The following is a 13692-nucleotide window of genomic DNA, read 5'->3' on the forward strand; positions in this document are numbered from 1 at the left end:
GCTTTTTTACTGATAGTTTATGTATTTAAAAATAAGAGCTAATAAAATGCGTAATTGGTTTGCTTTATTGGCATTTGTAGTCATTGTTGTTTCTGTATTTAGTTTGGGGTTATCTGGTGATTTCTTTTTTGATGATATACCCAATATTATTCAAAATGTACGAATCCGTATAGACCATTTTAATTTAGATGGTTTTATTTATGCTGCTTTAAGTTTTCATGATGGTAACGGTGAGCGTGCTTTACCCATGTTCAGTTTTGCAATTGACTATTGGCGTGCAGGGGGAATGGATCCATTCGCCTTTAAAGTAACCAATCTTGTTATTCATGTTGTGACGTCTCTCATTATGTTGGGTTTTATCCGCCAACTATTATTGGCTGTTCATTGGAATGCTAAACATGCGATGTGGGGTGCTTTGATTATTGCGCTTGCTTGGGCAATCCATCCGATGCAAGTTTCTTCTATACTTTATATTGTACAGCGTATGCAGAGCATGGAAGTCATGTTTATGCTGCTCGCATTATGGTCTTATCTATTGATGCGACATGATCAACTCGCTGGTGGAAGAGGAAGGGGCCATGGTGTTCTAGCTTTGGTTGCATGGTTGCTCGCATTGGCTTCTAAAGAAGATGCCATCATTTTTCCAATTTTCACCTTAATTATTGAACTTATAATTTTTAGATTTCAGGCGACACAGAAAGCTGTTGAGCGTGGTTTAAAGCAAAGTTATACCCTGTTCGTTATTCTATTTATACTTGTTTACTTTTTTGTCATTATTCCGCGTTATGGTTGTTTAGATACCTGTGGGCGGGATTTTACAAGTTTTGAACGTGTACTGACTCAAACGCGTGTTTTGATGATGTATATCGGTCAAATACTATGGCCCGTACCTGATGCGTTTGTATTTACGTATGATACGTACACTATTTCACGTAGCATGTGGCAACCATGGACGACAATGACTTCTATTGTAGCAATCATGGGCTTATTGGTTTGGGCATGGATGTGGAGGCTGAAATACCCATTATTTGCATTTGGAATATTCTTCTTTTTCGTAGGACACTTTGTTTCAAGCAATGTCATTCCTTTAGAACTCGTATTTGAACATCGAAATTATTTACCTTTATTAGGAATTATTTTAGCTATCACAGATTTATTTTTAATGCTTAGACAGCAGTATTTTAGTAATAACAAATATGTTTTCTTCATTGTACCAAGTCTAGTTTTGATTTTATTTGCAGTGAGTACAACAGTACAGGCTTATACATGGGGAGATCCGATTCGTTTGGTACAGAAAATGGTGCGTTTAGAGCCTGATTCTAGACGTGCATGGATGCAATATACAGGAACGTATTATCAATTATACAATCGAACAAAACAGAAAGATTATTTGATCAATGCGGCACATGTAGCAGAACAAGCACAGCAAAAATTTCCTAATGATGTTTCACTTGCAGGTAATAGGGTGCTCTTTAAAACAATGGCAGGATTGGTAAAAGACCAAGATTGGCAAGAATACTATAAGGCTCTTAGAGCACCTGTAACAATTAAAAGTCACTGGCCAGAAAAACGCATCAGTTTATTGTTTTTAAAAAGTAATACAGAAAAAGGTCTGATCGAAGATACAGAACAAGTGATTCAAGCCTTTGAAATTGCTTTAAGTGAAGGGGTGTGGTTCGAGCCAGCAGAATATCTTGATATTGGATCATTTGTTTATCATGGCAAAGATAAAAAAAGAGCGTTGGCCTTTTTTGAAAAAGCTGTAGAAACTCACCCACAAGATTCTGAAGTAATCCAAGATTTGTATTCGCAATTGATTGAGGTAGGTAAACCTGATTGGGTTGATCATTTAAAGCTAATTTAAGCATCATAAGTATAAAAAACTCTAGGTTTGAGTACTTAGAGATAACTTGATCCGAGGGGAAGCGACATGACGCGAGGTTTTACACTTGTAGAGTTGATGGTTGTCATTGCTATTGTTGGAATTTTAGCGAGTATTGCACTACCAGCATATCGGAATTATATGCAACGAACAGCAAATAATGCATGCTTAGCTGAGGCAAAATTTTATATGAATACTGTAGTTGCAAATTTTGCAGATAATGTTACCGTGCCGCCTTATAAGGCTTCTGCATGCGAGAGTTTGAATGTTGCCCCGACTGAAACTGACTATAAGACCAATGGTACGACAACATTTGCTACTCCTATAAAAGGAACATCGTCATTGCATCAAGATGTGCAATGTCAAGTTGGTACAGCAGATTGTCATCTAATTCCTTGAGTATAATATGTTTATATCTATAGTTTTACCGGCAAAAAATGAAGCTAAAGCGATTGGTCTGACAATTCAAAAAATTCAAAAATTAGCACTGAACTGTGAAATTATTGTGGTGAATGATGGTTCGAGTGATGCAACACAACAAGTCGCAGAAAATGCTGGGGCAAAAGTTATTTCACATCCATATTCAAAAGGGAACGGTGCTGCAATCAAAACTGGTACGCGTCATGCAAGCGCTAATGTGATTGTATTTATGGATGCGGATGGACAGCATGATACAAATGATATTCCGAGATTGCTAGCTAAAATAGCAGAAGGGTATGATCTAGTTATTGGTGCTCGGCAAAGAGGGTCTCAAGCAAGTTTAGGACGTGGAATTGCCAATGGTCTCTACAATAATCTTGCAACATATATGACTGAGCATAAAGTAGAAGATTTGACTTCGGGGTTTAGAGCTGTAAGAGCTGATAAATTTAGTGAGTTTTTGTACCTGTTGCCGAATGGTTTTTCATATCCAACAACGAGCACAATGGCATTTTTTAGGGCTGGTTATTCCGTAGCTTATGTACCAATTCATGCATCCAAGCGTATTGGTAAAAGCCATATCAATCCCATAAAAGATGGTATACGGTTCTTTTTAATTATATTTAAAATTGCGACCCTTTTTTCACCGCTTAAGATGTTTTTACCTATTGCCGTTGTTTTATTTTTAATGGCAACGGGCTGGTATGGATACACTTTGTATGAGTATCATCGTTTTACAAATATGAGTGCGTTGCTGTACACAGGGAGTGTCATGATATTTTTGATGGGTTTGATCTCGGAACAGGTTACAGCACTGATGTATAAAGAGAAGTAAGGAAAGCCGTGTTTAATAGTTTAAAGCAGCTTTGGCAGATTCTTTCGCCTTTAGATAAGCGTAAAGTTATTTATGTGTTAATACTCGTTATAGGGATGGCATTTATTGAATCTGCAGGTGTTATTTCTATTATGCCTTTCTTAGCTGTCTTGTCAAACCCAGGCATTGCAGAGTCAAATCATTATTTAAATCTATTATATGATTTTACTGAAGCCTCAAATAAACAGAATTTTATTGTATATCTCGGCTTTATCTCTTTATTTATTGTCGTTTTTTCGACTGTACTTAAAATACTGACACAATATGCAGTAAATCGTTTTTCGAGTTTGCAACGCCATTACTTTTCTACACGCTTACTTAAAATTTATTTGCAACAAAATTATGAGTTTTTTATTCAAAGAAATAGTACTGTCTTAGTCAAAAATATTTTGTCTGAAGTTGATCAGTTGATATGGACAATGATATTACCTGCTTTAACGCTCATGTCTTATGGAATTGTACTTTTATCAATGGTAGGAATTCTTTTATTGTATGATCCGCTTATGGCCATAGCAACAGCATTAGTGCTAGGTGTATTTTATGTGGCTATTTATATGTTGGTTCGAAAAAAGCTCAATCAAATTGGACAAGAGTTTACTCAAGCAAATACAGAGCGTTACCAAAATTGTCAAGAGGCGCTGGCTGGTATCAAAGATGTGATCATTAACAATGCCAAGCATGAATATATCGAGCAATTTGAAAGGTCATCACGAGTATTTGCGAGGCATATTGCAACACGCGATACTTTAGGGCAAGTGCCACTGAATATTATTGAAACTGTAGGTTATGGTTGCCTCATTGGTCTGGCGATGATTTTAGTGGTCTCAGGAAAAGATGTGTCACATATTTTACCTATACTTGGTCTTTATGGCTTTGCTGCCTATCGTATGCTGCCTGCTGCACAAAATATTTATCGTTCCATTTCACAAATTAAGTTTTCAGAGCAAGTTTTAGCCGTTCTTCAGCCAGAATTTGAACTACAAAAAACATCAGAGAGCTTTATTAATCAACATGATGTTAAGCCACTCAAATTTGATCACTCAATACGTTTACAAAATATTAAATTTGCATATCCAAATCGCAGCGAACAACCTGTATTGGATGGATTTAACTTGGAAATTAAGAAAAACTCTAGTTTGGGGATTATGGGGAAAAGTGGTTGTGGCAAGAGTACTCTAATGGATATTTTACTTGGCTTACTTTCTCCGCAGAAAGGTAAAATCTATGTTGATGATGTGGAGTTGACAGTAGAAAATATAGCGAGTTGGCGTAATTTAGTTGGCTATGTACCGCAATTTATTTATTTAGCAGATAAGACGATTGCTGAAAATATAGCTTTTGGTGTGCCGAAGGAAAAAATTGATTTAAAACAAGTTAAAAAAGTAGCTCGACTTGCTCAAATCGATGATTTTATAATGCATAACCTTAAGAATGGTTATGATGAAATTGTAGGTGAAAGGGGGATTATGCTCTCCGGTGGTCAGCGTCAACGTATTGGTATTGCGCGAGCACTTTATAAAGATCCACAAGTTTTGTTTATGGATGAAGCAACGAGTGCTTTAGATCATGAAACGGAACAAGCAATAAATCATGCAGTGCAAAGTTTAAATGGAAAAATGACCATGGTCATTATTGCACATCGAGGTAATGCAGTTGAAGGTTGTGATCAGATAATTAACTTAAAAGCATACAAAGAAAAAAATTAGATGAACTGTGAGTTCTTAGAGATAGTGATGTATAAGGAGAAGCAAATGATTGTACCTGTGATTTTGGCTGGAGGATCTGGTACAAGATTATGGCCTCTTTCGAGACAATCTTATCCAAAGCAATTTTTGAATTTAGTTGATGCAAAATACACTATGCTACAACTAACATTAAAACGCTTAGAGAAATTACCTGCACAGATTTTACCTCCTATTATCGTTTGTAATGAGAATCATCGTTTTATTGTAGCAGAACAATTGAGACAGATGGATATAGAAGATGCCTCGATTATTCTAGAGCCTTGTGCCAAGAGTACAGCACCTGCAATCACCTTAGCGGCATTACATTCACAAGATTTATATCCAAATCAAGATATTAGTTTACTTATACTATCTGCTGACCATCATATTAAAAATATAGAAAATTTTCACTCTGGTATTTTATCAGCATTGCAACAAACGTATCTTGATAAATTGGCTGTGTTCGGAATTAAGCCAACATATGCTAATACTGGTTATGGTTATATTAAGACAGGTGCTAAAAAAGAAAGTATATATGAATTAGATAAATTTGTCGAAAAACCCGATTTGTTAACAGCAGAATCCTATCTCTCTAGTGGTGATTATCTATGGAATAGCGGAATGTTTATGTTTAAAACTTCGTTATTTTTAAAAGAAATAAAAGAACATCAGGAAGAGATTTATCATTGCTGCTCGAAAGCATGGGAAAATAAAACTAAGGACTTAGACTTCATAAGAATAGGTATAGATTATTTTTTTAAAGCACCTGAAAATTCAATTGATTATGCTGTAATGGAACATACAAGTAATGGTGTTGTGGTGTATCTAGATGCAGGTTGGAATGATTTAGGGTCATGGTCTTCTTTATGGGAATCTAATCTTAAAGATATTCATCAAAATGTAGTTTTCGGTGATGTTATTGTTGAGCAAAGCCAGCATAATTATATTCATGCTTCTTCAAGATTAGTTACAGTGTTAGGTGTTGAAAATCTTGTTGTAGTTGAAACCAAAGATGCAGTTTTAATTGCGCAACAAGATAAATCACAAGAAATAAAGCATATTATTGAGCAATTAAAGCTTATGGAGCGACAAGAGCTTTTTCAACATAGGGAAGTAATTCGGCCTTGGGGTAAATATGATTGTATTGATGTTGGAGAGCGTTACCAAGTCAAGCGAATTACTGTAAATGCTAAGGCGAAATTATCACACCAATTACACCATCATCGTGCTGAACATTGGGTTGTTGTAAAAGGAACAGCAAAAGTTATTCAAGCAGAAAAACAATATTTTGTATCAGAGAATGAATCAACTTTTATTCCTTTAGGAATTGTACATAGCCTAGAGAACCCTGGTTGTATTCCACTTGAATTAATTGAGATTCAGTCAGGAAGTTATTTGGGAGAGGATGATATTGTTAGATTCAAAGATCACTATGGGAGAAATTAACCAGCATTGCTGTTTAATACATGTTATTTAATTAGGTTTTTGAATTTATTTTTTATTTTATAGGTCAATAGAAATGCTGAAATGGCTAGATAGTTGTATAAAAAAGATATTAGAAAAACTTGGTATTAAGTTGATGCGTATTAGTAAATATAATGAGAGGGTTGGGGTTTATGAAGAGCTTTCAAAGCGTCAGGAATACTATTTGAAATTATTATTTTCTCTGAGTGGAAATAATGAAAATGTAGATAGACTGCAGTCCCAATTTGGGCAAGATTTATTTATTTTATATAAAACTAAATTTAAAAGAAATGGTTTCTTTGTGGAATTTGGTGCTACAGATGGAAAAAGCATTTCCAATACATATATTCTGGAAAAAGATTATGGTTGGACGGGTATATTAGCTGAGCCGGCTAAAACATGGCATCCTCAACTAAAAAAAAATAGAGCTGTAATTATAGATCACCGTTGTGTATGGTCTCATTCTAAAGAGAAAATTCAATTTAATGAAACTGATATTAAAGAGCTTTCGACTATAGATTACTTTAGCGCATTAGATATGCATAGTAAAATGAGAGTGAATGGTAACTGTTATGATGTTGAAACTATTTCTTTGATAGATTTATTAAGGGAATATAATGCACCTAAAAAAATTGATTATTTATCTATTGATACAGAGGGTAGTGAATATGAGATTTTGAAAAATTTTGACTTTAAAGAATATCATATAGATTTAATTACAGTTGAACATAACTTTACGGAAATGAGAGGAAATATATTAAATCTACTAACATCCAAGGGGTATGTAAGGGTTTTTGTAGAGTATTCAGATGTAGATGATTGGTATGTTCATGAGAGTTTTTTAGTCTAATTTAAGTTTGTTAATTAATTTAAAAATCTACTAAATATTTATTTTATATTTTGAGAGTTGTAATAATTGAATAAAAGTTTAATCCCTAGAATCCTTCATCAAACTTATCATTCTAGGGTTCTACCTCATGATATTTCAGATATTGTTGAAAGTTTTAAAAAAAACAATCCTGATTGGGAATATAGGTTTTATGATAATGATCAATGTTCTGAATATATTTTTAGACATTATGGTCAGGAGTTTTTAGACCTTTATGACTCAATCAATAGTTCTTATGGTGCGGCTAAGGCAGATTTTTTTAGGTATCTAGTGTTGTATAAGGATGGGGGAGCATATTTTGATATTAAAAGTGCTTGTACAATACCGTTATCACAATTATTAAAAGACGATGATGAGTTTTTGATTTCAAGTTGGCCGAATGATGATGGTGAGTTTAAAGGGGCTGGACTTAAAATTGAATTGCGTGATATACCGCATGGTGAATATCAGCAATGGTATATTATTGCTAAGCCCAATTCGCCCTTTCTTAAAGCCGTTATTGATCGGGTTGTCCATAACATAAAAAATTATAATCCTTGGAAACATAGTGTTGCAAAACGGGGGGTCCTAAAGGTTACAGGACCAATTCCATATACTTTAGCGATTCATCCTCTTCGAAATCAATATGTTCATCGGTATTCTAGATCGCATATCGATTTCTCCTTAAAATATAGTTTACTTAAAGGTAATAATGATCATATTGCGATGATGAAGAGTCATTATAGTCTTTCAATTGAGCCAATTGTTTACCCAAAAAATTCCTATAACATTTTTTTATATAAAAATTTTATAGTTTTTCGTTTTTTTGTTAATACATTAATTTTAAATTTGGTCTTCAATAGGTCTAATTATTTTTCTCTTATTTCCATTGAATATGAAAAGTTAATCGCTAATCTTCGAAAAAAACACTTTTTCTAATTTTTTAAATAGGTAAACATTGCTTGGATATTTTCTTCCAGTTTTCATAGCTAAGTTTTGGTTTTTCATAGTTACTATTGATAATTAGCTGAATGCTTTTTGCTAATACAATATGGTTGCTATGCTTAGCTAAATCATTTTTATGAATTGAATCTAAATGTATATTATGGATTAGACTATTTGCATTAGTCATTAAAATAGGAATATCCATTGCAATATACTCGCCAATTTTACATGACGATGCATGATCTAAAAATTGTGAATTTCTGTAGGGCAAGGCCAGTAGGTTGCAACAAGCCATTGCGATAGGAACTGTATTAAAAGGGAGGTTGCCGAGATAATGTATAAATGAATGATTTAGGTTTAAGTCATCACGTTTTTTCCCAGCCAGTAAGATATAAATATTTTTGTTTTCTCGATGAAGTAGTTCGACAGCAGAAATAAGATCATCAATACCACGTTCTAACTCCATGCTACCAAAATATCCTACATATATATGAAGTTTATCTAAATAAAAATATTCTCTTGAGTGATTTATATCTCTGGGGTAGAAATGATTAGTGTCTACGCCATTAAGAACCAACATTGTTTTCTTGCATATTTTTTCACTATTTTCTTTTAATTTTTTACTCGCAAAAAAACAAACATCCGCTTTTTGTAATAAAAATTGATATAGATTTTTAAAACCTAAGTTTTTATAGCCTGAGAATGTGTCATATTTATCATAAACATCAAAAATGAATTTGGATGAACAAAGTTTAGATGCAATATATCCTAATAAACCTATATAACAATCTCCACTCACTACTATCGTTTTCGGTCGATGGATGATTATTGTTTTTAAAAATATCATGATAAATAAAAAGCTGAAGATGGGAGTTGAAACTATTTCTAAATCTTCATCAGTATCTGATATTTTATCTTTATTATGATAATCAATTAACCATAATTTAGTTGGTATTTCTTTTGACCAGTGATAGGGCAATTGATAGATCCTACCAAACTTTTCAGTATAAGCATCTCTATTTGTGTAAAAACGTTTGCCTATAAAAAGAATGCTCATGTCGTACTCTAGATATGAATATTAAATTTGGATTTTAAATGTGGCCAAGAGAAATTTTCTGCAAAGCCTTCACAATCTTTCTTGTTAAATTTTAGGGGAAATTCCAAAGATGAAATAATAGCTTGACTTAAAAGGTCGTATCTATCAACAGGTATAAGTAAACCTGTTTTTTGATGCTTTACTGCATTTACAATACCACCAGTAGCAAAAGCCACAGTCGGAATGCCGTGTGCGGCTGCTTCAATCGCAACCATACCAAAACCCTCGGGATCTTCAGGGATATGCTTAACAGGGAAGACATGTAAATCTGCAAGATAATACCAAGAAGCTAGGATTTGATCATCGCTAATATTGCCAACAAAAATAATATTCTCACCTATATTATGTTTAGCTGCAGTATTTAGAATGAGCTCTTTGCTTTGAAGGTTTTTATTTAGGGATTGCTGAGGCGTATCGCCAATGACAATAAGTATAGTGTTTGGAATCTGCTCAATAATATTAGGCAATGCGAGATCTACGAACTCATTAAGACCTTTACGTTCAGTAAGACGACCCACTGAGATCAATACTTTTTTATCATGTAATTGGTATTGAGTTTTGAGAGGTTGAATAAGCTCTAAATTTTTAGGAAGAGGTGGATAGGTTACACCAGGGTAAATAATATTCAGTTTTTCTTTAGCTACTCCTTTTTTGAGACAAATCTGTTTTGTAGGGATGCTATTGGCGAGTACATGATCTGCTGATCGAATCATGGGAATCCATATTTTATTATATAGCCAATCATCAGTCGCTATGTCTAGTCCATGAATATAAACGATACTTTTTTTTCTAAAAATGTTAGCCCAAAAGACGGCAATAGGTGCTGTTAGTCCACTTCCAGCAAAAAGAATGTCAGGCTTATAGCGTAGGCAAATCAGAAATGTTCGGAAAAAAGCCAGAAGTAAAAATATAGGTAAAGGATTTAGCTTCACTCCAAAAAAAAAGCATTTTTGAGGGACTTGTTTTTTTGCTTCTGTATGGCTTAGAAGTAAGACTTTATGATCATGACTAAGTTCATCTGCAATGTGCCAATTCAGTCTTTCCATTCCTCCAATAAGTGGTGGGAGGTTTCGAGTCACAATGAGAATTTTTTTTTGTTGCATATTGTTTAAATCGATAAGATTTCCCCAATTTGTATATTACATTATTTTTAATCTTATTATGCTGATTACCCTTTAATCTGCTTTTTTGTTTATCATGTGCCCAACTTCTACCGCCTGATATTTCCATGAAATTCACGCTTGCCCTTATTGCAGCAATTCTTATCTTCCTTGCTTGGCTCATACCCATTCACTACCGTCCTTGGGTGACTTATACGGGTGAACTATATGCCTTTTTTGCATTATTTGCGCTCGCTGCAATCTATTTAAAAGAAAAACTAGTAATTCCAACCGTTGGTCTACCTTTATTGTTGCTTGCTGGTGTGCCGCTTATACATTTGCTGGTAGGGCAGGTGTTCTTTTTTAGCATCGCCATGATGGGCTTTCTTTTTGTCTTTAGCTTTTGGCTCGCAAGCGTGCTGGGTTATAACTTTTCTATAGAAAATTATAAAAGGGAAGAAACTTTCACTAATCTGAGTTATGTATTTTGGGCTTCAGGTACAGTCACAGGCATTATCGCACTTTGCCAATGGACTAACTTGGACGTAACTTTGCCAGGTATGGTGAATATTAGTGGCAATCAGCGGCCCTATGCTAATTTTGCCCAGCCCAATAATATGGCGACTTTTTTAGTCATGGCTTTGATGAGTTGCCTTTACTTGTATGAAAAGAAAAAAATCCAGACCAAATGGTTATTTGCCTGCGCTGCTGTGATTGTTATGGGCGTGGCTTTAAGTCAGTCACGTACTGCCTGGGTCGCTGCGATCGCGATCATGTTGTATTTAACTTTCTATCAATATAAAGGCATTATTCGCCTGAAATGGTATTACAGTGCCGCTTGGTTCATCTTCTTTATTTTTTGTATTGTCGTTTTCCCATTGCTGAGTCAGCTTGCAGCTCAAGCAATGGATGTACAAGTTGTACAAAGTCGTGATGTCGTGTCTCGTGCTACCGGAGATATGTCAAGACTCGCGATCTGGCAGCAAATGATCGCTGCCATTCAGGCACAGCCATGGTTTGGCTATGGCTGGTATCAGACCAGTGTCGCTTTTGTCTCAATTAGTGATACGGTACAGGGCCCGGTCTGGATTCGTAGTGCGCATAATTTTATTATTGATTTCCTGCTCTGGAATGGACTGATCATTGGTCTGCCTTTCTTGGCATATTTTGGTTATTTGGGCTATCAGCTACAACGATGGGTTAACACACCTGAGTCTGTCATTGGAATTTTGATGATCGGGGCATTTGTCACGCATGCCATGTTTGAGTTTCCACAGCATTATGCTTATTTCCTGCTACCAGTCGGTTTTATCCTGGGTACGGTTCTGGCGCAAAATCCAAAAATTAAGATAATAGTTATGCCATCAATCGGCATGAAATTCATTTTTGCTGTTGGGTTACTTTTATTGATTGTGATTTATCGCGATTATAATGTTGCGGTGCCAAAACTCGGGCAAAGTATTCGTTATGAAAAGCAACCTGAAAAAATCACCAATGAAAAACCAATTTATTTGCTGACCGAGTTTAATCATCGCATTGCCTGGATTCGTCTGAATCCTTATAGCAAAGCGTCTGCTGAACAGATTCAGGAAGGTGAACAAATGGTCTTGAGTTATCCGACTAAATATAACCTGATCAAATATGCCAAACTCTTAGCATTTAATGGTTACGAGACTGAGGCTAAGCACCAGCTGCAACGCTTAAAGATCATTCAGAAAACTGAAATGAGTTATGAAGAATTAACGCAGGATGTACCTCGCTAAATACAAAAAAGCCAGCAGATGCTGGCTTTTTCTTGACTTAATTTTAAATTTAGAGCTGACTTTGAATATAGTTTTCGATACCAATATTCTCGATCAGATCAATCTGCGTTGTCGTCCAATCCAGATAATTTTCTTCTTTCTCTAGAATTTCCTGAACCAGATCACGCGTCACATAATCCATTTGAGTTTCAGCTAATGCCACAGCTTTCTGGATGGCTTCAATATTTTCTTTAACTTTGCGCACATCACAATGCAGCACTTCTTGAGTATGCTGGCCGATATACAGTTTGCCTAGATTCTGCAAATTCGGCAAACCTTCCAAAAATAAAATACGTTCAATAATTTTATCGGCATGCTTCATCTGAACGATGGATTCTTTATATTCTGCCGAGCCCAGTTTCTCAATGCTCCAGTCATTAAACATGCGCGAATGCAGGAAATACTGGTTAATGGCAGTTAAGTGGTGATACAACACCTGATTGAGCTGATTAATCACATCACGATTGCCTTTCATCGCATAACTCCATTTGGACCTGTTTTATCTTTCTAAGAAAGCGCTCTAATCCTGATAGTAAAGCAAGTCAGGGGCAAATGGCGAGTAATTTATGGAACAGCAAATGAAAATCGACATCGAATCGATCCAGACTCAGATGAGTGGCAATAAAAACCCGCCAGAGTCAAAGGCGGGGGAGGAGTAATGATCGAAGATCATTGTTTTTCATTATGCTTATAAGGAGAAATATTTTTAATTTATGCTGCAACGGCCAGCCGTGCTGCAATTTGTGAAACTTCATCACTGATGATCATACGGGCTTCTGGTGCACAGCGGCCACAGCAAGTTCCCAAGTCCAACATATCGCGGACATCACGATAACTTTCAGCGCCATTTGCAATAGCATCTTTAATGTCTTGATCTGTAATGCCACGGCATAGACAAACGTACATAGGACACAACCACAGTGATTAAATAAGATAAGTAATATTATTGATAATTGTTATCGTTTGTCAATAAAAATCATTTGAAATAGCTTTTATCATGATTGATGATTTAGATAAAAAATCACCACCTGAGTGGAAATCCAAGTACTGCTCGGATTTCCACACAAAAGCGATTCATGATTTAGAATGAGATATTGCAGGGTAGGGATTGAGTAATTTTTATAACTTATTGATTAATGATGACAATGCCATCCATTTCAACCAAGGCATCTTTAGGCAGGCTGGCCACACCTAAAGCGGCACGTGCTGGATAGGGTTGGGCAAAATACTCCCCCATAATTTGATTGACCAGTTGAAAGTGAGATAAGTCGGTCAGAAAAATATTCAGTTTGGCGATATCTGCCAAAGAGCCACCGGCGGCTTCACAGACTGCTTTTAAGTTATCAAACACTCGGCGAATTTGAGCTTCAATGCCTTCAACCAGTTCCATACTATAAGGATCCAGGCCAATTTGACCTGATAGATATAAGGTATCACCCACTAAAATGGCTTGCGAATAAGTGCCAATCGCAGCAGGGGCATTTTCAGTATGGATTACTTGGCGGGACATTAATTTC

Annotated in this window: 13 protein-coding genes; 8 read left to right on the forward strand and 5 right to left on the reverse strand. The window is 35.4% G+C overall.

The window, feature by feature from the left end:
* The first annotated feature begins 46 nt into the window (after positions 1–46).
* From ACTL4S_RS09635 to ACTL4S_RS09665, 7 genes are all read left to right on the forward strand, one after another.
* Entirely contained in the window at positions 47–1864 is a 1818-nt protein-coding gene (locus tag ACTL4S_RS09635) for a tetratricopeptide repeat protein (RefSeq protein WP_441299262.1), read from the forward strand.
* A 66-nt stretch (positions 1865–1930) separates the two neighbouring features.
* Positions 1931–2281 carry a type IV pilin protein gene (locus ACTL4S_RS09640; RefSeq protein ID WP_180177022.1) on the forward strand — a complete coding sequence of 117 codons (351 nt, stop codon included), beginning with the start codon at positions 1931–1933 and terminating at the stop codon, positions 2279–2281.
* A gap of 7 nt (positions 2282–2288) precedes the next feature.
* Positions 2289–3137: a glycosyltransferase family 2 protein gene (locus ACTL4S_RS09645; RefSeq protein WP_441299263.1), complete on the forward strand. Its 849-nt coding sequence runs from the start codon at positions 2289–2291 to the stop codon at positions 3135–3137.
* Between the two features lie 8 nt (positions 3138–3145).
* Complete coding sequence (locus ACTL4S_RS09650) at positions 3146–4882, forward strand: ABC transporter ATP-binding protein (RefSeq protein WP_441299264.1); 1737 nt, start codon at positions 3146–3148, stop codon at positions 4880–4882.
* A gap of 45 nt (positions 4883–4927) precedes the next feature.
* Entirely contained in the window at positions 4928–6346 is a 1419-nt protein-coding gene (locus ACTL4S_RS09655) for a mannose-1-phosphate guanylyltransferase/mannose-6-phosphate isomerase (protein WP_441299265.1), read from the forward strand.
* Positions 6347–6419: 73 nt separating this feature from the next.
* Positions 6420–7214: an FkbM family methyltransferase gene (locus tag ACTL4S_RS09660; RefSeq protein WP_441299266.1), complete on the forward strand. Its 795-nt coding sequence runs from the start codon at positions 6420–6422 to the stop codon at positions 7212–7214.
* Between the two features lie 66 nt (positions 7215–7280).
* Positions 7281–8171, forward strand: coding sequence for a glycosyltransferase family 32 protein (locus tag ACTL4S_RS09665; RefSeq protein ID WP_441299267.1), 891 nt, complete (start codon positions 7281–7283; stop codon positions 8169–8171).
* 4 nt (positions 8172–8175) lie between these two features.
* Here the strand turns inward: ACTL4S_RS09665 and ACTL4S_RS09670 are convergent, their stop codons facing one another.
* The gene (locus tag ACTL4S_RS09670; RefSeq protein WP_441299268.1) at positions 8176–9234 is read right to left on the reverse strand and encodes a glycosyltransferase; all 1059 of its coding nucleotides are present in this window, start codon (positions 9232–9234) and stop codon (positions 8176–8178) included.
* 8 nt (positions 9235–9242) lie between these two features.
* Positions 9243–10376, reverse strand: coding sequence for a glycosyltransferase family 4 protein (locus ACTL4S_RS09675; RefSeq protein WP_441299269.1), 1134 nt, complete (start codon positions 10374–10376; stop codon positions 9243–9245).
* Positions 10377–10501: 125 nt separating this feature from the next.
* On the opposite strand from ACTL4S_RS09675, the gene ACTL4S_RS09680 reads away from it, so the two are divergent.
* A complete protein-coding gene (locus ACTL4S_RS09680; RefSeq protein WP_441299270.1) occupies positions 10502–12136 on the forward strand; it encodes a PglL family O-oligosaccharyltransferase in 1635 nt (544 codons plus the stop codon).
* A 49-nt stretch (positions 12137–12185) separates the two neighbouring features.
* On the opposite strand, the gene bfr is transcribed toward ACTL4S_RS09680, so the two are convergent.
* The 3 genes from bfr to ridA form a co-directional block, all read right to left on the reverse strand.
* Positions 12186–12650: a heteropolymeric bacterioferritin subunit Bfr gene (bfr, locus tag ACTL4S_RS09685; protein WP_441299271.1), complete on the reverse strand. Its 465-nt coding sequence runs from the start codon at positions 12648–12650 to the stop codon at positions 12186–12188.
* A 236-nt stretch (positions 12651–12886) separates the two neighbouring features.
* The gene (locus ACTL4S_RS09690) at positions 12887–13081 is read right to left on the reverse strand and encodes a bacterioferritin-associated ferredoxin (protein WP_004644972.1); all 195 of its coding nucleotides are present in this window, start codon (positions 13079–13081) and stop codon (positions 12887–12889) included.
* Between the two features lie 220 nt (positions 13082–13301).
* Complete coding sequence (gene ridA, locus ACTL4S_RS09695) at positions 13302–13685, reverse strand: deaminase RidA (protein WP_004644973.1); 384 nt, start codon at positions 13683–13685, stop codon at positions 13302–13304.
* Positions 13686–13692: the final 7 nt, after the last annotated feature.

The sequence above is a fragment of the Acinetobacter lwoffii genome (assembly GCF_052078135.1).
Taxonomy (GTDB): domain Bacteria; phylum Pseudomonadota; class Gammaproteobacteria; order Pseudomonadales; family Moraxellaceae; genus Acinetobacter; species Acinetobacter lwoffii_Z.